The organism is Streptococcus sp. Marseille-Q3604, from assembly GCF_916619785.1.
GTDB lineage: Bacteria > Bacillota > Bacilli > Lactobacillales > Streptococcaceae > Streptococcus.
Genome location: NZ_CAKAKM010000002.1, coordinates 178195 through 200829, shown reverse-complemented (window position 1 = coordinate 200829; position 22635 = coordinate 178195). Strand labels below are relative to the sequence as shown.

20 protein-coding genes, 7 tRNA genes and 3 rRNA genes are annotated in these 22635 nt (G+C 40.2%); 26 read left to right on the top strand and 4 right to left on the bottom strand.

Annotation, left to right across the window (positions count from 1 at the left end; translation table 11 throughout):
- The first annotated feature begins 29 nt into the window (after positions 1–29).
- The 10 genes from upp to LG375_RS05235 all read left to right on the top strand — a co-directional run bounded on the left by upp (position 30) and on the right by LG375_RS05235 (position 7716).
- The gene (gene upp, locus LG375_RS05280; protein ID WP_002883819.1) at positions 30–659 is read left to right on the top strand and encodes a uracil phosphoribosyltransferase; all 630 of its coding nucleotides are present in this window, start codon (positions 30–32) and stop codon (positions 657–659) included.
- A 174-nt stretch (positions 660–833) separates the two neighbouring features.
- Positions 834–1424: an ATP-dependent Clp protease proteolytic subunit gene (locus LG375_RS05275; RefSeq protein ID WP_002883818.1), complete on the top strand. Its 591-nt coding sequence runs from the start codon at positions 834–836 to the stop codon at positions 1422–1424.
- Positions 1425–1509: 85 nt separating this feature from the next.
- Positions 1510–1959, top strand: coding sequence for a YlbF family regulator (locus tag LG375_RS05270; protein ID WP_022496204.1), 450 nt, complete (start codon positions 1510–1512; stop codon positions 1957–1959).
- Complete coding sequence (locus tag LG375_RS05265) at positions 1952–2233, top strand: DUF2129 domain-containing protein (RefSeq protein ID WP_022496203.1); 282 nt, start codon at positions 1952–1954, stop codon at positions 2231–2233. The genes LG375_RS05270 and LG375_RS05265 overlap by 8 nt, the downstream gene beginning before the upstream one ends.
- Positions 2234–2387: 154 nt before the next feature.
- Entirely contained in the window at positions 2388–3563 is a 1176-nt protein-coding gene (locus tag LG375_RS05260; protein WP_225745442.1) for an ABC transporter substrate-binding protein, read from the top strand.
- A 43-nt stretch (positions 3564–3606) separates the two neighbouring features.
- Complete coding sequence (locus LG375_RS05255) at positions 3607–4491, top strand: branched-chain amino acid ABC transporter permease (protein WP_002883743.1); 885 nt, start codon at positions 3607–3609, stop codon at positions 4489–4491.
- Positions 4492–4494: 3 nt separating this feature from the next.
- Positions 4495–5445 (top strand): branched-chain amino acid ABC transporter permease, encoded by a 951-nt coding sequence (locus tag LG375_RS05250; RefSeq protein ID WP_002883720.1) that lies wholly within the window; start codon positions 4495–4497, stop codon positions 5443–5445.
- A 2-nt stretch (positions 5446–5447) separates the two neighbouring features.
- Complete coding sequence (locus tag LG375_RS05245) at positions 5448–6212, top strand: ABC transporter ATP-binding protein (RefSeq protein ID WP_002886634.1); 765 nt, start codon at positions 5448–5450, stop codon at positions 6210–6212.
- Positions 6212–6922, top strand: a complete 711-nt coding sequence (locus LG375_RS05240; protein WP_002883761.1) for an ABC transporter ATP-binding protein — start codon at positions 6212–6214, stop codon at positions 6920–6922. The genes LG375_RS05245 and LG375_RS05240 overlap by 1 nt, the downstream gene beginning before the upstream one ends.
- A 134-nt stretch (positions 6923–7056) precedes the next feature.
- On the top strand, positions 7057–7716 hold the full coding sequence (locus LG375_RS05235; RefSeq protein ID WP_038675333.1) for a CBS and ACT domain-containing protein: 660 nt from the start codon (positions 7057–7059) through the stop codon (positions 7714–7716).
- A 178-nt stretch (positions 7717–7894) separates the two neighbouring features.
- On the opposite strand, the gene cysK is transcribed toward LG375_RS05235, so the two are convergent.
- Together cysK and LG375_RS05225 are read right to left on the bottom strand one after the other, a co-directional pair.
- Positions 7895–8821 (bottom strand): cysteine synthase A, encoded by a 927-nt coding sequence (gene cysK, locus LG375_RS05230; protein WP_002883742.1) that lies wholly within the window; start codon positions 8819–8821, stop codon positions 7895–7897.
- A gap of 101 nt (positions 8822–8922) precedes the next feature.
- Positions 8923–9549 (bottom strand): YigZ family protein, encoded by a 627-nt coding sequence (locus LG375_RS05225; protein WP_225745441.1) that lies wholly within the window; start codon positions 9547–9549, stop codon positions 8923–8925.
- 55 nt (positions 9550–9604) lie between these two features.
- Between LG375_RS05225 and LG375_RS05220 the strand changes: the two genes are divergently transcribed.
- The 15 genes from LG375_RS05220 (at position 9605) to LG375_RS05150 (ending at position 19765) form a co-directional block, all read left to right on the top strand.
- Positions 9605–10924, top strand: coding sequence for a DEAD/DEAH box helicase (locus LG375_RS05220; protein WP_225745440.1), 1320 nt, complete (start codon positions 9605–9607; stop codon positions 10922–10924).
- A complete protein-coding gene (locus tag LG375_RS05215; RefSeq protein ID WP_318779996.1) occupies positions 10905–11567 on the top strand; it encodes a ComF family protein in 663 nt (220 codons plus the stop codon). Before LG375_RS05220 ends, LG375_RS05215 begins: the two co-directional genes overlap by 20 nt.
- Before the next feature lie 78 nt (positions 11568–11645).
- Positions 11646–12194: a ribosome hibernation-promoting factor, HPF/YfiA family gene (gene hpf / locus LG375_RS05210; protein ID WP_002883786.1), complete on the top strand. Its 549-nt coding sequence runs from the start codon at positions 11646–11648 to the stop codon at positions 12192–12194.
- Positions 12195–12612: 418 nt separating this feature from the next.
- A 16S ribosomal RNA gene (locus LG375_RS05205) occupies positions 12613–14160 on the top strand.
- Positions 14161–14214: 54 nt separating this feature from the next.
- A tRNA-Ala gene (locus LG375_RS05200) sits at positions 14215–14287 on the top strand.
- 146 nt (positions 14288–14433) lie between these two features.
- Positions 14434–17333 (top strand): 23S ribosomal RNA (locus LG375_RS05195).
- Between the two features lie 83 nt (positions 17334–17416).
- A 5S ribosomal RNA gene (gene rrf / locus LG375_RS05190) occupies positions 17417–17532 on the top strand.
- The 16S, 23S and 5S rRNA genes sit together here with 7 tRNA genes alongside, the layout of an rRNA operon.
- A 5-nt stretch (positions 17533–17537) precedes the next feature.
- A tRNA-Val gene (locus tag LG375_RS05185) sits at positions 17538–17610 on the top strand.
- Positions 17611–17612: 2 nt separating this feature from the next.
- Positions 17613–17685, top strand: a tRNA-Asp gene (locus LG375_RS05180).
- A gap of 19 nt (positions 17686–17704) precedes the next feature.
- Positions 17705–17777: transfer RNA gene (locus tag LG375_RS05175), tRNA-Lys, on the top strand.
- Between the two features lie 5 nt (positions 17778–17782).
- A tRNA-Leu gene (locus tag LG375_RS05170) sits at positions 17783–17864 on the top strand.
- Between the two features lie 12 nt (positions 17865–17876).
- A tRNA-Thr gene (locus tag LG375_RS05165) sits at positions 17877–17949 on the top strand.
- Positions 17950–17956: 7 nt separating this feature from the next.
- A tRNA-Glu gene (locus LG375_RS05160) sits at positions 17957–18028 on the top strand.
- Between the two features lie 90 nt (positions 18029–18118).
- On the top strand, positions 18119–19051 hold the full coding sequence (locus LG375_RS05155; RefSeq protein ID WP_225745438.1) for a manganese-dependent inorganic pyrophosphatase: 933 nt from the start codon (positions 18119–18121) through the stop codon (positions 19049–19051).
- 54 nt (positions 19052–19105) lie between these two features.
- Entirely contained in the window at positions 19106–19765 is a 660-nt protein-coding gene (locus LG375_RS05150; RefSeq protein WP_049546010.1) for a DUF1803 domain-containing protein, read from the top strand.
- 29 nt (positions 19766–19794) lie between these two features.
- On the opposite strand, the gene LG375_RS05145 is transcribed toward LG375_RS05150, so the two are convergent.
- Together LG375_RS05145 and recX are read right to left on the bottom strand one after the other, a co-directional pair.
- The gene (locus tag LG375_RS05145; RefSeq protein WP_002886644.1) at positions 19795–20328 is read right to left on the bottom strand and encodes a DUF402 domain-containing protein; all 534 of its coding nucleotides are present in this window, start codon (positions 20326–20328) and stop codon (positions 19795–19797) included.
- Positions 20329–20398: 70 nt separating this feature from the next.
- Positions 20399–21175 carry a recombination regulator RecX gene (recX, locus tag LG375_RS05140; RefSeq protein ID WP_155211758.1) on the bottom strand — a complete coding sequence of 259 codons (777 nt, stop codon included), beginning with the start codon at positions 21173–21175 and terminating at the stop codon, positions 20399–20401.
- 34 nt (positions 21176–21209) lie between these two features.
- Between recX and rlmD the strand changes: the two genes are divergently transcribed.
- On the top strand, positions 21210–22565 hold the full coding sequence (gene rlmD / locus LG375_RS05135; protein WP_225745437.1) for a 23S rRNA (uracil(1939)-C(5))-methyltransferase RlmD: 1356 nt from the start codon (positions 21210–21212) through the stop codon (positions 22563–22565).
- Positions 22566–22635: the final 70 nt, after the last annotated feature.

Below are 22635 nucleotides of genomic sequence, written 5' to 3'. Positions count from 1 at the left end.
GTGAATATAAAGCAAAGGAAGAAACTATTATGGGTAAATTTCAAGTTATTTCACATCCACTGATTCAACATAAACTTTCAATCCTCCGTCGTGAGGATACTTCTACTAAGGACTTCCGTGAGCTAGTTAATGAAATTGCTATGCTCATGGGTTACGAAGTGTCTCGTGACCTTCCTCTCGAAGAGGTTGAAATTCAAACACCAATTACTAAAACTGTACAAAAACAACTTTCTGGTAAGAAATTGGCGATTGTTCCAATTCTTCGTGCGGGTATTGGTATGGTCGATGGTTTCCTTAGCCTTGTACCAGCAGCTAAAGTTGGTCATATTGGTATGTATCGTGACGAGGAAACTCTTGAGCCAGTTGAGTACTTAGTTAAATTACCAGAAGACATTGATCAACGTCAGATCTTTGTAGTAGATCCAATGCTTGCGACTGGTGGTTCAGCAATCTTGGCAGTAGACTCACTTAAAAAACGTGGTGCAGCTAATATCAAGTTTGTTTGCTTGGTTGCAGCACCAGAAGGTGTCAAAAAATTGCAAGATGCTCACCCAGATATCGATATCTACACAGCATCTTTGGATGAGAAACTTAATGAAAACGGTTATATTGTTCCAGGTCTTGGAGATGCAGGTGACCGTCTATTTGGTACAAAATAGGTTGAAAAAGGGAAAATTTCCCTTTTTTTACTAGATTAATAAGTTTCAAGTGAAATTGTTTTAGAGTGATTTAGCACTCTTTTGAAAAGAGTGCTAAGAATGATGTTTTTTATTTGACCTAATTTGACTAAAATCATATAATAGCATCAAGACAATATTAAAAGGAGGATTCATATGATTCCTGTAGTAATTGAACAAACATCACGCGGTGAGCGTTCTTATGATATTTACTCACGTTTGCTCAAGGATCGTATCATCATGTTAACAGGTCCTGTTGAAGATAATATGGCAAACTCAATTATCGCCCAACTCTTGTTCTTGGATGCTCAAGACAACACAAAAGATATCTATCTTTATGTTAATACACCAGGTGGATCAGTTTCGGCAGGTCTTGCCATTGTTGATACAATGAACTTCATCAAGTCTGATGTTCAGACTATCGTTATGGGGATGGCAGCATCTATGGGAACAATTATCGCTTCAAGCGGTACCAAAGGTAAACGTTTCATGTTGCCAAATGCAGAGTACATGATTCACCAACCGATGGGTGGTACTGGTGGTGGTACGCAACAAACAGACATGGCTATCGCAGCTGAACATTTGCTCAAAACGCGTAATAACTTGGAGCAAATCTTGGCGGATAATTCTGGACAGCCAATTGAAAAAGTTCATGTAGACGCTGAACGTGACAATTGGATGAGTGCCCAAGAAACGCTTGAATATGGCTTTATCGATGAAATCATGGCTAATAACCAATTAAAATAGACTGAGCTTGTCTTAAATAAAAGTCAGATGCAAATCGGTTGTATAAGGACCGTTTCATCTGGCTTTTTGTGTTATAATAGAAAACATGTTAATAATCAATGAGGAGTTGCTTGCTATTGATCAAGCTATAGATTGTCTTGTTTCGTATTTTCTAAAGCTACCTGAGGTAGAGAATTATCGTTTGAAACGCCAGAAATTCGAAAATGACAGAGAACTTCAAGAGCAACTCTTTGCATTTCAAGAATTAAAAGATAGCTATGATGATGCTAAGTCGTATGAGGCTTTTAGACCAGATGTGAGAGAGTTGAAACGTCAGGTTTTGAGAATGAAGCGTCAAATTGATTTAAACGAGGTGGTTATTGGCTATCGTCAGACAGAGTTTGATTTACAGTCTATTTTAGCCAATCTTGGTGAGGAGATTGCCCAAGCTGTTTCAGACCAGATTTTTATTGATACTGGGCTACCTCTTGCCCCTCATAAACCACATCATAAAAAGGGAGACACTAACATAAAGGAGAAGATGAGTCATGATTAAGCGTCAAGGCATTATTGTTTATTTATACTACAATAGAGACTTACGTAAAATTGCCAAGTTTGGGGATGTTGTCTACCATTCTTTTAAGATGCGTTATGTGCACCTTTATGTAGATGAGGATAAGGTCGAGGATATTTTGAAAGAGCTCGAAGGAATGAAAGCAGTAAAAAAAGTTCTGCCTTCCTATTATCCTGAGATTGATATGGACTTTGTGGGGAGTCTGGAACGTTATGACACCTCAGTCCCTGAACCGTTTAAGAACTTTTCTCTTTAATAAGAGAAAAGTTTTTTTCTTTTTAAAGAGTTATTCTTAAAGTAATGGAAACGATTACTGGGACTAAAGCTTAGTTGAGTGTAGTTGACAATTGTCTGATAATTCTGTAAGCTATAAGGTGGACTTTTTTAAGAAAATATTAAGGAGAAATCTTATGTCTAAAAAGATCACACTTATTGTGTTAGCCTTTTTTGCATCCATTTTCTTGGTTGCCTGTGGTAAGTCACCAGATGTGACTGCTAATGCCAATGGTACTAAGATTGGGGATACTATCAAAATCGGTGTTAACATGGAGTTGACAGGTGCCGTTGCGGCCTATGGTAAGGCAGAGCAGAATGGTATTAAGTTGGCTGTTGATGAAATTAACAAAGCTGGTGGCGTTGATGGCAAAAAGCTTGAACTCGTCACAAAAGATAATAAATCTGAAAATGCTGAAGCTTCAACATCTTCAACCAACTTGGCTATTCAAAGCAATGTAAATGCTATTGTTGGTCCTGCGACATCAGGTGCCGTTGCTGCGGCTAGCCTCGTATCACAAAAAACAGGGGTTCCCTTGTTAACACCTTCAGGTACGCAGGATGACCTTACGGTAGATACCAAAGGTACGAAGAAATTCGTTTTCCGTACAACCTTTAAAGATAGCTACCAAGGTAAAGTTTTGGCAGCTTATTCTTACAATAATTTGAATGCTAAGAAAGTAGTTCTCTACTATGATAATGCTTCAGATTATGCCAAAGGTATTGCGGATGAGTTTAAACGTGAATATAAAGGTCAAATTGTTACGGAAGCTACCTTTGCTTCAGGGGACAAGGATTATCAGTCAGCCTTGACTAAGTTTAAAGACCTTGATTACGATGCGATTGTAATGCCTGGTTACTATACTGAGACTGGTATTATCACTAAACAAGCACGTGACTTAGGAATTGATAAACCTATCCTTGGACCTGATGGATTCAGTGATGCGAAATTTACTGAGCTTGCAGGTAAAAAGAATGCCTCAAACGTCTACTATGTATCAGGATATTCAACACAAGTTGCACTTTCTGACAAGGCATCAGGTTTCATCGAAGCGTATAAGAAAGCTTACAAAACTGAACCAAATATGTTTGCTGCTCTAGCTTATGATTCTGTTTATATGATTGCAGAAGCATCAAAAGATGCGAAAACATCAGTTGATATTGCTGATAACTTAGCAAATTTGAAAAACTTTGTCGGGGTTACAGGTAAAATGACGATTGATAAGGATCATAACCCTATTAAAGCAGCTCTTATGGTTAAAAGAGATAATGGTGAAGAGGTTTCAGCGGAAGCTGTTGAAATTGAAAAATAATCTGTTATCTATACTAAAAATGAACTAGAAAGTTTGGTTATATATGTTTTTTGAACAACTTCCCCAACAACTAGTCAATGGTATCATCTTGGGTAGTATCTATGCCCTACTTGCCCTTGGATATACCATGGTTTATGGGATTATCAAATTGATTAACTTTGCCCATGGAGACATCTATATGATGGGTGCCTTCGTTGGTTACTATGCGATTAATAGCCTCGGAATGAATTTCTGGGTTGCCCTTGTCTTTGCTATGCTTGTCTGTGCGATTTTAGGGGTTGTCATTGAGTTCTTGGCTTATCGCCCACTCCGTAATTCGACACGTATTTCTGCCTTGATTACGGCTATCGGTGTCTCATTCTTCCTTGAGTACATCATGGTTCTCTTTGTAGGTGCAGATACACGTTCATTCCCTCAAAAGATTGCAATTAAGACTTATCATCTTGGATCAATCTCTGTAACAAATGTGCAATTGCTTATTTTGGTAGTTGCCCTTGTCCTTATGGTTGCTCTTCAATTGATTGTTAAAAAGACTAAGATGGGTAAAGCTATGCGTGCCGTATCTGTAGACAGTGATGCAGCTGAATTGATGGGTATTAATGTTAATAATACTATCAGCTTCACTTTTGCTCTTGGATCATCACTAGCAGGGGCAGCGGGTGTCCTTATTGGTCTTTACTATAACTCTATCGAACCTCTTATGGGTATGACACCAGGTATTAAAGCCTTTGTTGCTGCCGTTCTTGGTGGTATCGGTATTATCCCTGGTGCAGCACTTGGTGGATTTGTTATCGGTATTTTGGAGACATTATCAACTGCAATTGGTTTGTCAAGTTACCGTGATGCCATCGTTTATGGTGTCTTGATCGTTATCCTTTTGGTTCGCCCAGCGGGTATCCTCGGTAAAAATGTGAAAGAGAAGGTGTAAGACATGAAGAAAAATCTAAAAGTAAACCTTATTTGGTTTGGTCTTATCATTGGACTCTTCCTTATCTTGAAAGGTCTTGAACTTTCAGGTATCATGAACCTTTACTACATTCAAATCTTAATGGGGATTGGAATCTCAATCCTTATGGGACTTGGTACTAACCTGGTTCTTGGTTTCTCAGGACAATTTACACTTGGACAAGCTGGTTTCATGGCAATTGGTGCCTATTCATCAGCTATCATCACTGGTATGATGCCAACATATGACGGTTTCTACCTCTCAATGGTTGTCGGTGTCATCATCGCAGCTATTGTTGCCCTTATCTTTGGTCTACCTACCCTTCGTTTGAAAGGGGACTACCTTGCCATTGCGACTCTTGGTATGGCTGAAATCATCCGTATCATTATCGTTAATGGTGGTGAATTGACTAATGGTGCCGCTGGTTTGACAGGTATCCTTCCTTATACAAGTTGGCCTGTAATTTATTTCTTTGTGGTAATCATTACAATTTTGGTACTTAACTTCTTGCGTTCAGCAACTGGACGTCAAGCAATCACTCTTCGTGAAGATGAAATTGCTGCTGAGTCAATGGGTGTTAATGTCACAAAAATGAAGGTTCTTATCTTTGTTATTGGTGCCATGATTTCAGCGATTGCTGGTTCACTTTATGTCAGCTACATCGGTACAGTCGTGCCAAAAGATTTCACTATCATGAAATCAATTGATTACCTTATCATTGCCGTTCTTGGTGGTCTTGGATCTATCACAGGTACTATCATTGCCGCTGTTGTTCTTGGTATTATCAACATGTTCCTCCAAAACGTTTCAAACCTTCGTATGATTATTTACGCCTTGGCTTTGATTCTTGTAATGCTCTTCCGTCCAGGTGGACTTCTTGGAACAAAAGAACTCTATCTCTCAAAATTCTTCAATAAATCTAAGGAGGGCAAATAAAAATGGCACTTCTTGAAGTTAAAAATCTAACTAAAAACTTCGGTGGTTTGACTGCCGTTGGTGATGTTTCAATGGAACTCAATGAAGGTGAGTTGGTTGGGCTTATCGGACCGAATGGTGCTGGTAAAACAACCTTGTTCAACCTTTTGACAGGAGTCTATGAGCCAAGTGAAGGAACGGTTACACTTGACGGTACAGTCCTAAATGGTAAAGCACCTTATAAAATCGCTTCACTCGGTTTGTCACGTACTTTCCAAAATATCCGTCTTTTCAAAGACATGACTGTACTTGAAAATGTTCTTGTTGGTTTGTCAAATAAGCAACCTTCAAATTTCTTTGCATCTCTTTTGCGTTTGCCTAAGTACTATTCAAGTGAGGAAGAGTTAAAAGCAAAAGCTATGGAACTCTTGGCTATCTTCAACTTGGATGGAGAGGCAGATACACTTGCGAAAAACTTGGCTTACGGACAACAACGTCATTTGGAAATTGTTCGTGCGCTTGCAACAGAACCAAAAATCCTTTTCCTTGATGAACCAGCTGCGGGTATGAACCCACAAGAAACAGCTGAATTGACTGCTCATATTCGTCAAATTCAAAAAGACTTCGGTATTACAATCATCTTGATTGAACATGATATGAGTTTGGTCATGGATGTTACTGAGCGTATCTATGTTTTGGAATACGGACGCTTGATTGCAGAAGGAACACCTGATGAAATTAAGAATAACAAACGCGTTATTGAAGCTTACTTGGGAGGTGAAGCATAATGGCTATGTTGAAAGTTGAAAATCTCTCAATTAAATATGGATCTATTGAAGCTGTTAAAAACGTCAGCTTTGAAGTTAATGAAGGTGAAGTTGTAACTCTAATCGGTGCTAACGGTGCAGGTAAGACATCAATTCTTCGTACAATCTCAGGTCTTGTTCGTCCAACTGAGGGAACCATTTCTTATCTCGGAAATGATATCCATAAAACACCTGCACGTAAGATTGTTGCTGAAGGTTTAGCTCAAGTACCTGAGGGACGTCATGTATTTGCAGGATTAACCGTAATGGAAAATCTTGAAATGGGAGCTTTCCTTCATACAAATAAAGAAGAGAACGCAGCTCTCTTGAAAAAAGTCTTCCAACGTTTCCCGCGCCTAGAAGAACGTAAGAATCAAGATGCAGCGACACTTTCTGGTGGTGAACAACAAATGCTTGCAATGGGCCGTGCCCTTATGAGTCGTCCAAAACTTTTGCTTTTGGATGAGCCTTCAATGGGACTTGCTCCAATCTTTATTCAGGAAATTTTTGATATTATCGAAGATATTAAGGCACAAGGGACTACCGTTCTTTTGATTGAGCAAAATGCCAATAAGGCTTTGTCAATTGCAGACCGTGGTTACGTTCTTGAAACTGGTAAAGTGGTTCTTTCAGGTACTGGTGAAGAACTTCTTGCATCAGATGAAGTTCGTAAAGCCTATCTTGGAGGATAAGAAAAAGCGCCCAAGGGCGTTTTTCTATCGTCTCATACTGATTGTAAAATACTAATTTTTCAGTAAAATATTGCAATCGGTTACAATTTGTGTGGTATAATACAAGTAAGAAATCATTCGGAGGAAAATGAAACATGGCAGTAAAAGATTTTATGACGAAACGTGTGGTTTATATCTCACCAGAAACAACAGTTGCAGCAGCTGCAGATATTATGCGTGATAAAGGGTTGCGTCGTTTGCCGGTAATTGAACACGATAAACTTGTTGGGCTTATTACAGAAGGTACAATGGCGGAGGCTTCACCATCAAAAGCAACAAGCTTGTCAATTTATGAAATGAACTATCTCCTTAATAAGACAAAAGTAGGAGATATCATGATTAAGAATGTCCTCACTGTTTCCAAATATGCTAGCCTTGAGGATGCAATTTATATCATGCTTCAAAATAAGGTTGGAGTGCTTCCAGTTGTGGACAATGACCAAATTTCAGGAATTATCACAGATAAAGATGTCTTTCGTGCTTTCTTGGAAATTTCTGGTTATGGTCAAGCTGGAATTCGTATTGGGTTGGAAGTTCCAGATACTCCACGTGTTTTGGAAAAAATTGCGAACCTTATCGCTAGTGAGAATCTCAACATCGAACGTACAATTGTTGCACCTAAAAATGAAACTGTACTTCGTGTCGAACTCCAAGTTGAAGGAGAGATTGGAATTGATCAACTCAAGAAGGTTTTTGTAGAAGCAGGATTTACAGTTACTGAAATTGCAGAAACAGAAGCAAAAGAGTTAGACTAATAAAAAAGATAAAACAAATTCTTTAGATTTCAGTTATCCCCAAAAATAGAAAGTTTGTAGGAACAGTTCAGTGGAAATGAGATTATTATCCTTGCTATTTCTAGTAATTAATGAACTACAGGCTTGAACTTTATACAATAAAAAGAGGCTAGAACATTATGTTCTAGCTTCTTTTTTATTAGTCTTGAAAATCGTAAAGTGTTGTAGAGAGGTAACGCTCACCATTGTCAGGCAAGAGTGTCAAGACTTTCTTACCTTCACCAAGTTCAGCAGCAACCTTAAGGGCGGCAGCAATAGCAGCACCTGATGAGATACCAGCTAGGAAACCTTCTTGGCTACCCAATGTACGTGATGTTGCGATAGCTTCATCAGAAGGAATACGCACAACACTGTCATATGATTTTGTATCCAATGTGTCAGGAATGAAACCAGTTGAGATACCTTGGATTTTGTGTGGTCCTGGTTTATCACCATTCAAGACAGCAGATTCGTCAGCTTCAATACCGTAAACCTTGATATTTGGATTAGCAGCCTTAAGGGTTTTTGAAACACCTGAAATAGTACCACCAGTACCGATACCAGCAACAAAGGCATCCAAACCTTCTGCACCAAAATCTTCAAGAATTTCTTGACCAGTTGTAGCCGCGTGGACAGCTGGGTTTGATGGGTTGGCAAATTGAAGTGGTACCCAACCGTTGCGTTCAGCAGCAACTTCTTTAGCTTTAGCAATCGCACCCTTCATTCCTTCGCTACCAGGAGTCAATACAAGTTCAGCTCCATAAGCTTGGATGATTTTGCGACGTTCAACACTCATTGTGTCAGGCATTACGATAACAACTTTATAGCCTTTAGCAGCACCAACCCAAGCGAGACCGATACCAGTGTTACCTGAAGTTGGTTCAACAATGGTATCACCAGGTTTAATCGTACCAGCTTTTTCAGCATCTTCAATCATACGAAGAGCAATACGGTCTTTAACTGAAGAACCAGGGTTAAAGGCTTCGAGTTTAACGTAAACATCTGCTGATCCTTCTGGAACAATAGAGTTAAGTTTAATAACAGGTGTTTTTCCAACAAGTTCAGTGATTGAGTTGTAAATTGTCATATTTAAAATCCTCTTAATCTTTGATTGATGGTTTTAAGTATACGACGGTAGGCTCAACTTGTAAAATACATCTTCTTTATCACTGTGATAACGTTTGACTATCAGATAGGGATTTCAACGATTTTCTTTCCAGATTTTTCATAATTAACTTTCCCCTGATAGAATTCGGTTAGTTCCTGACTGAGTCTTTTAATCTCAGACTCTTCGACAAATAAAGTAGTAGAAACATCTGATAAGAAAGTTGTATCAAATTCTTGGAGTCCTTCTTTTTCAAGGAAGTTGGAGAAAACTTGGTACTGAGAGTAGGTTAACTCTACGGTTAGTCCTGTTAATTCCTTGACTTCCACTCGACCAATTTCTTCAATAGCATGGGCAACGCTACCAGAGTAAGCGCGGATAAGACCACCTGCCCCAAGTTTGATTCCTCCAAAATAACGAGTCACAACAGCTACGACATTAGTAAGTCCTTGTTTTTCTAGAACAGTAAGCATAGGCACACCAGCTGTTCCAGAAGGTTCGCCATCATCACTCGAACGCTTAATTTGACCATCATCTCCAACAATCATTGCAGAGCAAGAGTGATTGGCCTTGTGATGCTCTTTCTTTATCTGAGCGATGTACTCTCTTCCTTCCTCTTCACTACTAATACGTTTCAAGTGACAAATAAAACGAGATTTTTTTATTTCTTCTTCAACGATTCCATCGTTGGCAATAGTTTTGTAATCCATAAAAAAAATTTTATCATAAAAAGATGAATTCAAACATATTTTCGAATAGAAAGATATGGTACCTAAAGAATATTATGGACGACTATTTACGAAAGAACAGTTGCCAGTGGACTATCACTCAGAGGCTTTTACATTAGAAAGCATGATAAAGGTCGATAAACAACTTAGATGTAAAAGATGTTACAGTCAGATAGAGGAAGATTGGCAATTACCGGAAGGTCAGTATTATTGCAGAGCATGTATTGTCTTTGGCAGAAACCAAGAAGGAAAAGAACTTTATTATTTTCCTTCAAAAACATCTGAAATTGAATTTCCTGTTTTGAAGTGGTTGGGGGAACTGACTCCCTATCAAGCTGAGGTCTCAGAGAAGCTTTTAGAAACATATCAAAAACAGAAAGACAGCCTCGTACATGCTGTGACTGGTGCTGGGAAGACCGAGATGATTTATAAAATCGTTGCCTATGTTCTTGAAAGTAAAGGTAATGTAGCTATCGCAAGTCCTCGGGTTGATGTTTGTCGAGAGTTATTTCTTCGTATGCAGAGGGATTTTACTTGTAGTATTTCTCTGCTTCATGCTGAGAGTGAACCATATGATGGTAGTCCGCTTGTAATAGCTACCACCCATCAACTACTAAAATTTTACCAGAACTTTGACTTGGTTATCGTTGATGAGGTTGATGCATTCCCTTTTGTAGGAAATGTCATGTTAAATCATGCTGTGGAGCAGGCAAAGAAGGGAACCGGTCGCTATATTTATTTAACAGCGACTTCTACATTATCTTTAGAGGAGCAAGTGCGACTTGGATCTTTAGAAAAGCATCACCTTGCTAGACGTTTCCATGGAAATCCTTTAGTACTTCCTAAATTCTGCTGGCAGGGAAGACTACAAAAATCTCTAATGAGAGGCAAGCTTCCAAGACCTCTTGTTTATCAGATTAAAAAGCAACGTAAATCCAAATTCCCTCTATTAATATTTTTTCCAAATATAGCGATAGGTGAAAAGTTCACTAGCATTCTACAAAACTATCTTCCAGATGAAAAAATGGACTTTGTTTCCTCAAAAAGTGAGGAGCGTTCAGCTACCGTAGAGAAGTTCCGAGAAAAAGAGTTATCCATTTTAGTGACAACAACGATCCTCGAGCGTGGTGTGACCTTTCCACAAGTAGATGTTTTTGTTTGCATGGCAAATCATCACTTATACACTAGTTCGAGTCTTATTCAGATAGGAGGTCGAGTTGGAAGATCTCCAGAAAGACCGACAGGGAAGCTTTATTTCTTTCATGAAGGACTATCCAAATCTATGCTTCGTTGTCGAGAAGAAATAAAAGTTATGAATAAAAAAGGAGGATTTAACAATGAAGTGTCTACTATGTAATGACTGGATTGAATCACTACCAAAATTAAGAGATCTCATTATGTTTAACCAAAGAAAAGAGTATTCTTGCCGACCTTGTAAGCATCAGTTTAAAAACCTCTCAAAAGAAAGATGTCAAAATTGTAATAAAGAGTTATATGGAGATGCTTGTATTGATTGTAAACTTTGGATGAAAAAAGGCTATATTCCTAAGCACCTTGCTATTTATCGATATGAAGAAAATATGAAAGAGTATTTTAGTCGCTATAAATTTATGGGAGACTATTGTCTTAGAAAAATATTTCAACAAGATATTAAAAACAACTTAGAACCATTTTTGAAGAAAGGTTATACCATAGTGCCAGTCCCATTATCGGAAGAACGCTTGGCAGAAAGAGGATTCAACCAAGTTGAGGGATTGATAGAGGGAATTCCCTATCGGGATATCTTTGAGAAAAGAGATATTGAGAAGCAATCCTCAAAAACACGCGAGGAGCGTCTAAGTCAAGATAATGCCTTCTGTCTCAAGGAAGGTATAAATCCACCAGATAAGATTATTATAGTGGATGATATCTATACAACGGGTTCCACTTTATATCAGATGGTTCAACTGTTAGAAGGTATAGGTATTAAAGAAGTTTTGACCTTTTCACTAGCTAGATAATAAAAATCCTTGCAAATTTTCATGAAAAGGATATAATAAAGATAAAGAAAACGCTAACAAGCGAGAAAGAGGTCTTTTATGATTAAATATAGTATCCGTGGCGAAAACATCGAAGTAACTGAAGCACTTCGTGACTATGTTGAAAGTAAACTTAGCAAAGTTGAAAAATACTTCAACGAAGACCAAGAATTGAATGCACGTGTAAATCTTAAGGTTTATCGCGAAAAGACAGCTAAAGTAGAGGTTACTATTCCAACAGGTTCTGTAACACTAAGAGCAGAAGATGTTTCGCAAGATATGTATGGTTCTATTGACCTAGTGGTTGATAAGATTGAAAGACAAATCCGTAAAAACAAAACAAAAATTGCACGTAAGCATCGTGAAAAAGTTCCAACAGGAGAAGTATTCTCAGCTGATTTTAATAACGAACAAGTTGAAGAAGCACCAGCTGTTGAAGTTGTAAGAACTAAAAACATTGAGTTGAAACCAATGGATGTTGAAGAAGCCATCCTTCAAATGGAATTGTTGGGTCATGACTTCTTTATCTATACTGATAGCGAAGATCATACAACTAATGTTCTCTATAAACGAGAAGACGGTAACTACGGTCTGATTGAAGCTAAATAATAAAAAAGGGAAGTAGGTTGAGAAACGTGCTTCCTTTATTTTTTTTTAAAAACCCTATTGACAATAACTAAATTGGGTGTTAAGATATAAAAGTTGTCTTAACAGACTTGCCACAAACTTGAAAAGGTTCCAAAACCTTAAAAAAGTTATTGACAAGATAAGTCAGAGATGATATTATAAATAAGCTGTTTCGGAAGGGGCGGCGAACACGAGAAGTAAAAAAACTTCAAAAAAAGTGTTGACAAGCTATTCTAGATTTGCTAGAATATAGGAGTTGTCTTAAGAGAGACAAAGACCTTTGAGAACTGAATAAGAAACCAAGTGCAGGGTTATGATAAAAGAATTATAACCTGTCAATTTACAAGAATAAATCGTCAGACGACGGTAATGAGTTAACGCTCGAACAATTATTAAAGATTTTAATGAGAGTTTGATCCTGGCTCAGGACGAACGCTGGCGGCGTGCCTAATACATGCAAGTAGAACGCTGAAGAGAGGAGCTTGCTCTTCTTGGATGAGTTGCGAACGGGTGAGTAACGCGTAGGTAACCTGCCTTGTAGCGGGGGATAACTATTGGAAACGATAGCTAATACCGCATAACAATGGATGACACATGTCATTTATTTGAAAGGGGCAATTGCTCCACTACAAGATGGACCTGCGTTGTATTAGCTAGTAGGTGAGGTAACGGCTCACCTAGGCGACGATACATAGCCGACCTGAGAGGGTGATCGGCCACACTGGGACTGAGACACGGCCCAGACTCCTACGGGAGGCAGCAGTAGGGAATCTTCGGCAATGGGGGCAACCCTGACCGAGCAACGCCGCGTGAGTGAAGAAGGTTTTCGGATCGTAAAGCTCTGTTGTAAGTCAAGAACGAGTGTGAGAGTGGAAAGTTCACACTGTGACGGTAGCTTACCAGAAAGGGACGGCTAACTACGTGCCAGCAGCCGCGGTAATACGTAGGTCCCGAGCGTTGTCCGGATTTATTGGGCGTAAAGCGAGCGCAGGCGGTTTGATAAGTCTGAAGTTAAAGGCTGTGGCTCAACCATAGTTCGCTTTGGAAACTGTCAAACTTGAGTGCAGAAGGGGAGAGTGGAATTCCATGTGTAGCGGTGAAATGCGTAGATATATGGAGGAACACCGGTGGCGAAAGCGGCTCTCTGGTCTGTAACTGACGCTGAGGCTCGAAAGCGTGGGGAGCGAACAGGATTAGATACCCTGGTAGTCCACGCCGTAAACGATGAGTGCTAGGTGTTGGATCCTTTCCGGGATTCAGTGCCGCAGCTAACGCATTAAGCACTCCGCCTGGGGAGTACGACCGCAAGGTTGAAACTCAAAGGAATTGACGGGGGCCCGCACAAGCGGTGGAGCATGTGGTTTAATTCGAAGCAACGCGAAGAACCTTACCAGGTCTTGACATCCCGATGCTATTTCTAGAGATAGAAAGTTACTTCGGTACATCGGTGACAGGTGGTGCATGGTTGTCGTCAGCTCGTGTCGTGAGATGTTGGGTTAAGTCCCGCAACGAGCGCAACCCCTATTGTTAGTTGCCATCATTCAGTTGGGCACTCTAGCGAGACTGCCGGTAATAAACCGGAGGAAGGTGGGGATGACGTCAAATCATCATGCCCCTTATGACCTGGGCTACACACGTGCTACAATGGTTGGTACAACGAGTTGCGAGTCGGTGACGGCAAGCTAATCTCTTAAAGCCAATCTCAGTTCGGATTGTAGGCTGCAACTCGCCTACATGAAGTCGGAATCGCTAGTAATCGCGGATCAGCACGCCGCGGTGAATACGTTCCCGGGCCTTGTACACACCGCCCGTCACACCACGAGAGTTTGTAACACCCGAAGTCGGTGAGGTAACCTTTTGGAGCCAGCCGCCTAAGGTGGGATAGATGATTGGGGTGAAGTCGTAACAAGGTAGCCGTATCGGAAGGTGCGGCTGGATCACCTCCTTTCTAAGGAAAAACGGAATGTACTTGAGTTTCTTATTTAGTTTTGAGAGGTCTTGTGGGGCCTTAGCTCAGCTGGGAGAGCGCCTGCTTTGCACGCAGGAGGTCAGCGGTTCGATCCCGCTAGGCTCCATTGAATCGAAAGATTCAAGTATTGTCCATTGAAAATTGAATATCTATATCAAATTCCATATGTAATTAATTACATATAGATAGTAACAAGAAAATAAACCGAAACGCTGTGAATATTTAATGAGTTAGGTCGAAAGACCAAAATAAGGTTAAGTTAATAAGGGCGCACGGTGGATGCCTTGGCACTAGAAGCCGATGAAGGACGTGACTAACGACGAAATGCTTTGGGGAGCTGTAAGTGAGCAATGATCCAGAGATGTCCGAATGGGGGAACCCGGCAGGTAATGCCTGTCACTCATTACTGTTAAGGTAATGTAGAGGAAGACGCAGTGAACTGAAACATCTAAGTAGCTGCAGGAAGAGAAAGCAAAAGCGATTGCCTTAGTAGCGGCGAGCGAAACGGCAAGAGGGCAAACCGAAGAGTTTACTCTTCGGGGTTGTAGGACTGCAACGTGGACTTAAAGAGTATAGAAGAACTACCTGGGAAGGTAGGCCAAAGAGAGTAATAGCCTCGTATTCGAAATAGTCTTTATACCTAGCAGTATCCTGAGTACGGCGAGACACGAGAAATCTCGTCGGAATCTGGGAGGACCATCTCCCAACCCTAAATACTCTCTAGTGACCGATAGTGAACCAGTACCGTGAGGGAAAGGTGAAAAGCACCCCGGGAGGGGAGTGAAATAGAACCTGAAACCGTGTGCCTACAACAAGTTCGAGCCCGTTAATGGGTGAGAGCGTGCCTTTTGTAGAATGAACCGGCGAGTTACGATATGATGCGAGGTTAAGTTGAAGAGACGGAGCCGTAGGGAAACCGAGTCTTAATAGGGCGCATTAGTATCATGTCGTAGACCCGAAACCATGTGACCTACCCATGAGCAGGTTGAAGGTGAGGTAAAACTCACTGGAGGACCGAACCAGGGCACGTTGAAAAGTGCTTGGATGACTTGTGGGTAGCGGAGAAATTCCAAACGAACTTGGAGATAGCTGGTTCTCTCCGAAATAGCTTTAGGGCTAGCGTCGATGTTAAGTCTCTTGGAGGTAGAGCACTGTTTGGGTGAGGGGTCCATCCCGGATTACCAATCTCAGATAAACTCCGAATGCCAACGAGATATAATCGGCAGTCAGACTGCGAGTGCTAAGATCCGTAGTCGAAAGGGAAACAGCCCAGACCACCAGCTAAGGTCCCAAAATATATGTTAAGTGGAAAAGGATGTGGGGTTGCACAGACAACTAGGATGTTAGCTTAGAAGCAGCTATTCATTCAAAGAGTGCGTAATAGCTCACTAGTCGAGTGACCCTGCGCCGAAAATGTACCGGGGCTAAAACATATTACCGAAGCTGTGGATACCTTTATAGGTATGGTAGGAGAGCGTTCTATGTGCGAAGAAGGTGTACCGTGAGGAGTGCTGGAGCGCATAGAAGTGAGAATGCCGGTATGAGTAGCGAAAGACAGGTGAGAATCCTGTCCACCGTAAGACTAAGGTTTCCAGGGGAAGGCTCGTCCGCCCTGGGTTAGTCGGGACCTAAGGAGAGACCGAAAGGTGTATCCGATGGACAACAGGTTGATATTCCTGTACTAGAGTATATAGTGATGGAGGGACGCAGTAGGCTAACTAAACCAGACGATTGGAAGTATCTGGCCAAGCAGTGAGGTGTGATATGAGTCAAATGCTTATATCTATAACATTGAGCTGTGATGGGTAGCGAAGTTTAGTAGCGAAGTTAGTGATGTCACACTGCCAAGAAAAGCTTCTAGCGTTAATTATACTCTACCCGTACCGCAAACCGACACAGGTAGTCGAGGCGAGTAGCCTCAGGTGAGCGAGAGAACTCTCGTTAAGGAACTCGGCAAAATGGCCCCGTAACTTCGGGAGAAGGGGCGCTGACTTATGGTCAGCCGCAGTGAATAGGCCCAAGCAACTGTTTATCAAAAACACAGCTCTCTGCTAAATCGTAAGATGATGTATAGGGGGTGACGCCTGCCCGGTGCTGGAAGGTTAAGAGGAGTGCTTAGCGTAAGCGAAGGTATGAATTGAAGCCCCAGTAAACGGCGGCCGTAACTATAACGGTCCTAAGGTAGCGAAATTCCTTGTCGGGTAAGTTCCGACCCGCACGAAAGGCGTAATGATTTGGGCACTGTCTCAACGAGAGACTCGGTGAAATTTTAGTACCTGTGAAGATGCAGGTTACCCGCGACAGGACGGAAAGACCCCATGGAGCTTTACTGCAGTTTGATATTGAGTATCTGTACCACATGTACAGGATAGGTAGGAGCCTATGACCTCGGGACGCCAGTTTCGAGTGAGGCGTTGTTGGGATACTACCCTTGTGTTATGGCTACTCTAACCCAGATAGGTTATCCCTATCGGAGACAGTGTCTGACGGGCAGTTTGACTGGGGCGGTCGCCTCCTAAAAGGTAACGGAGGCGCCCAAAGGTTCCCTCAGAATGGTTGGAAATCATTCGCAGAGTGTAAAGGTATAAGGGAGCTTGACTGCGAGAGCTACAACTCGAGCAGGGACGAAAGTCGGGCTTAGTGATCCGGTGGTTCCGCATGGAAGGGCCATCGCTCAACGGATAAAAGCTACCCTGGGGATAACAGGCTTATCTCCCCCAAGAGTTCACATCGACGGGGAGGTTTGGCACCTCGATGTCGGCTCGTCGCATCCTGGGGCTGTAGTCGGTCCCAAGGGTTGGGCTGTTCGCCCATTAAAGCGGCACGCGAGCTGGGTTCAGAACGTCGTGAGACAGTTCGGTCCCTATCCGTCGCGGGCGTAGGAAATTTGAGAGGATCTGCTCCTAGTACGAGAGGACCAGAGTGGACTTACCGCTGGTGTACCAGTTGTTCTGCCAAGAGCATCGCTGGGTAGCTATGTAGGGAAGGGATAAACGCTGAAAGCATCTAAGTGTGAAGCCCACCTCAAGATGAGATTTCCCATGATTTTATATCAGTAAGAGCCCTGAGAGATGATCAGGTTGATAGGTTAGAAGTGGAAGTGTGGTGACACATGTAGCGGACTAATACTAATAGCTCGAGGACTTATCCAAAGAAAGTAACTGAGACATATTGACAACGATTTGGTTTCTTGATACAGTATAGATATTCAATTTTGAGTTGAGAATACTCAGAGTTAAGTGACGATAGCCTAGGAGATACACCTGTTCCCATGCCGAACACAGAAGTTAAGCCCTAGTACGCCTGATGTAGTTGGGGGTTGCCCCCTGTTAGATACGGTAGTCGCTTAGCGCAAAGGGAGTTTAGCTCAGCTGGGAGAGCATCTGCCTTACAAGCAGAGGGTCAGCGGTTCGATCCCGTTAACTCCCATAGGTCCCGTGGTGTAGCGGTTATCACGTCGCCCTGTCACGGCGAAGATCGCGGGTTCGATTCCCGTCGGGACCGTTCAAGTAGAAATATTTGAGACTCGTTAGCTCAGTTGGTAGAGCAATTGACTTTTAATCAATGGGTCACTGGTTCGAGCCCAGTACGGGTCATATATGCGGGTGTGGCGGAATTGGCAGACGCACCAGATTTAGGATCTGGCGCTTAACGGCGTGGGGGTTCAAGTCCCTTCACCCGCATTAGAAAAGTTAGCCGGCTTAGCTCAGTTGGTAGAGCATCTGATTTGTAATCAGAGGGTCGCGTGTTCAAGTCATGTAGCCGGCATAAAGATGGTCCGTTGGTCAAGGGGTTAAGACACCGCCTTTTCACGGCGGTAACACGGGTTCGAATCCCGTACGGACTATATTTTTGAGTGACTTAGGTTACTCTTTTTATTTTGTTTCTTTTTTTTATATGTTATAATAGCTTATAATACTATTTTTGAGGTGAATTTATGTCTAAAGTTTTTGTTTTTGGTCATCAAAACCCTGATTCTGATGCAATCGGGTCTTCTTATGGGTACGCTTATTTGAAACGTCAACTTGGAGTTGATGCTGAAGCTGTTGCTTTAGGTACTCCTAACGAAGAAACTGCTTTCGTTCTTGATTATTTTGGTGTTGAGGCACCACGAGTTGTTGAATCGGCTCTGTCAGAGGGTGTTAATCAAGTAATTCTTACAGATCATAATGAGTTTCAACAATCTATTTCAGATATTAAGGATGTTGAGGTTGTTGAGGTAGTAGACCATCATCGTGTGGCTAACTTTGAAACTGCTAATCCATTAATGATGCGATTGGAACCTGTTGGATCTGCATCTTCAATTGTTTATCGTATGTTTAAAGAAAACAATGTTGAAGTTCCTAAGGAAGTGGCTGGTTTGCTTTTGTCAGGTTTGATTTCAGATACTCTTCTTCTTAAATCTCCAACTACACATGCTTCAGATCCTGCAGTCGCAGCTGAACTTGCAGAAATTGCTGGTGTTAATCTAGAAGAATATGGTCTAGCTATGCTTAAAGCTGGTACTAATCTTTCTTCTAAATCTGCTGAAGAACTTATTGATATTGATGCCAAAACTTTCGAATTGAATGGCAATCAAGTTCGTGTTGCACAAGTTAATACTGTTGATATTGTAGATGTTCTTTCTCGTCAAGAGGAAATCGAAGAAGCTATTAATAACTCAATTAAAAGCAATGGATACTCTGACTTTGTCTTAATGATTACTGATATCCTTAATTCAAATTCAGAAATTCTTGCACTTGGTTCAAATACTGATAAAGTTGAAAATGCTTTTGATTTTGTTTTAGAAAATAATCATGCTTTCCTTGAAGGTGCCGTTTCTCGTAAGAAACAAGTGGTACCACAGTTGACTGAAAGCTTTAATGCATAAAATTAGGCCGTCAGGCCTTTTTTTAGTGGTCTGATTAATGGTATAATACTTCTTATGATAATACAATTTAACCCAAATAAACTATGTAAGCAGGCTTTTTTTATGGAAATAGTGAATTATCTATATCTTAATCAGCCTGTGACCCTGAGAGCAATAAAAAGGGAGTTTCCTTTTCAAAAGAATATAGATAAATTAATTGAGGAGTTTGTAAAAGCAGGCTATATTGAACGATTTGAGAAGCGTTACCGTCTATTAATTAATCTAGTGTCGGATTCTTCTACAATTGACTTAGATCAGCATTTTTTTATTGAAGATGATTCTACTTGTTATTTAGAGCTATTAAATCGTAGATTTGTTACTGAGATAAGTAATTCTACTAATGAAGTTGTCATTATTGAACAAACGAGTATCACGAGAGATGATCTTACAATTTCAAACTATTTCTATAAATTAAGAGAAAATCTACCATTATCGGAAGAGCAGAATAGATTATATGATATATTAGGGGATGTTAATCCTGAATATTTTTTAAAACATGTTACGACTTTTCTTTTAAAATACGTTAGGAAGGAATATGCACTTCAAAAAAGGAGGAATATTTTTGTTGATGCTTTAGAATTATTAGGGTATCTTATTCAAGTAGAAGAAGGTCGTTATCTTTTGAATATGGACTTAGATTCCGAAGCATTAGTTTTTAGTGCAAAAAAAGACTAGTATTATTACTAGTCTTTTTTATGACAACTTTAACGATTCCTTAGTTCAAGATAACGTTTGTACCAGATGTTAACATAAGATTGTGAAAATGGCCCCTTACCATTGTTAATCCAATCTACCAAGATTTTAACATGTTCCTTTAAGATATAGTCAATATCAGGAGAGTAATGCATTTCTTTTTTATGTGTTTCATACTCATCTACATCTAGCAATTTTTTTTCACCATCAGCGAAGACTTTGACATCTAGGTCGTAGTCAATATATTTTAGTGCTTCTTGGTCCAAAATATATGGACTAGCTAAATTGCAGTAGTAGGAAATGCCGTTATCCCTAATCATGGCTATAATATTAAACCAGTATTTTTTGTGGAAATAAACAATAGCAGGTTCACGTGTTACCCATCGTCTTCCGTCTGCTTCAGTAACGAGGGTGTGGTCGTTAACGCCAATAACAGCATTCTCAGTTGTCTTTAGTACCATAGTATCGCGCCAAGTACGGTGCAAACTACCATCATGCTTATAACTTTGAATTGTGATAAAGTCGCCTTCTTTTGGTAATTTCATGGCGTCCTCTTTCTACAATAAGGGTTATCCCCACTATTGTATCATAATTTTGTGAAAAGAGGGGAAATTCCTATAAATATTCTCTTAGAGCGGATGCTATGGCATCAAAGTCATAACCTTTTCTGGCTAAAGATTGTGTCAAGCGCTGCTTAAGTTCATAACCGTCGTATTTTTTACTAAATTTTTGATATTGCTTATCTATTTCTTTATAAAGGAGAGCTTGTTCAGTTTCTTCATCTGCTTCAAGTTCTAGATGATCGATTGCTAGTTTACTTTCTTGAAATGAAAAACCTTTATTGATAAGGCTTTGAGTTAATTTATCTTTTAGGGCTTTAGATGGTAGTTTTCCCTGATATTTTCGTAACAGTTTTGCAGCTACTCTAATGGCTATTTCTGAGAAATCAAATTGACTTAAAACATCGTCAATGATCGATTTGTTACAACCTTTTTGAAGCCATTTTTGCTTCAGCACATAGGCTCCTTTATCGCCTGAATTCAGATTTTGTTGAGCTAGACTTTCTAGGAGTTTGTAATCATCAATCCAGTGATCTCTTTTTAGATTATCAATAATTTTTGGAATTATATGAGGGTTTATTTCATGTTTAAAAAGGTAATCTTTTACCTCTTTCTCAGTACGTTGTTTAAAGGAAATAAAATAGAGAGCTAAGTTTTTACCATGAGAGAACTGAGCAAAGGATTTAATATTCTCAAGTTGATTTTTGTCCAGTATCATTTCTTTTGTCAACATGTATTTAACGATGGTATCTTCTGTAACGTAGAGACTCTCTTTTTTGTCTATCTCAAGGAGATAAAGTCTCTTTTTCTTCTCGATTTTTGTGATTTTCATAGTTATTATTATATCAAAATGTTAGAATGGTAGTATGAATTTACAAGTGAAACAGCGTATCCCGCTTAAGATAAAACGCATGGGAATCAATGGCGAAGGCATTGGTTTTTATAAGAAAACTCTAGTTTTTGTGCCAGGGGCTTTGAAGGGTGAAGAGGTGTTCTGTCAGGTTGTTTCTGTTAAGAGAAACTTTGTTCAGGCGAAATTATTAAAGATTAATAAACCTTCTAAGTTTCGTGTCGAACCTGCATGTAGTATTTATGAAGACTGTGGCGGTTGCCAGTTAATGCATCTTCGTTATGATAAGCAATTAGAGTTTAAAACTGACTTATTAGGACAAGCCTTGAAGAAGTTTAAACCGGCTAATTTTGAGTCATATGACATTCGTCCAACAATTGGTATGGAGCAACCACAACATTACCGAGCTAAACTACAATTTCAAACCCGTTCTTTTGGTGGTTCAGTCAAAGCTGGTTTATTTGCGGAAGGGAGTCATCGCCTCATTAATATTGATGATTGCCTAGTTCAGGATGAGCTAACTCAAGTCATCATGAATAAGGTGACAAGTTTGTTAGATAAATACAAGTTCCCAATTTATAATGAGCGTAAAATTGCTGGAATTCGTACTGTTATGATACGACGTGCTTTGGGTTCAAATGAGGTCCAGTTGATTTTTGTAACCTCTAAATCAGTTTCTTTCACTAAATTGGTTAAGGAATTGACGGAAAGTTTTCCAGAGATTGTAACTATTGCTGTCAATTATAATTATTCGAAATCTAGCGAGATTTATGGTCAAGAGACGGAAATTCTTTGGGGGCAAGACGCTATTCAAGAAGAGGTACTGGACTATAACTTTGCTCTCTCTCCTCGTGCATTTTACCAGTTGAATCCTCAACAAACAGAGGTACTCTATGGTCAGGCCGTCGAAGCTTTGGATGTAGGTAAGGCTGAACACCTTATTGATGCTTATTGTGGGGTTGGTACTATTGGACTTGCTTTTGCAAATAAGGTAAAGAGTATTCGAGGTATGGATATTATTCCAGAGTCTATTGAGGATGCTAGAAAGAATGCTAAATCACTTGGGTTGGAGAATGCTCACTATGAGGTGGGTAAGGCTGAGGATATTATTCCTCGTTGGTACAAGGAAGGCTATCGAACAGATGCTCTTATTGTGGATCCACCTAGAACTGGTTTAGATGATAAGCTACTTAAAACGATACTGGCCTACACTCCTGAAAAAATGGTTTATGTTTCATGTAATGTATCTACTTTGGCTAGAGACCTAGTTTCTTTGGCTAAAGTTTATGATGTTAATTATATTCAGTCAGTAGACATGTTTCCTCATACAGCTCGAACAGAAGCAGTTGTGAAGCTGACTAAGAAAATGTGATAAAACCTAACATAAAAAACAAGAAATTTTCCAAATTGTTGGAAAATTTCTTTATTTTTCTGAAAAATAG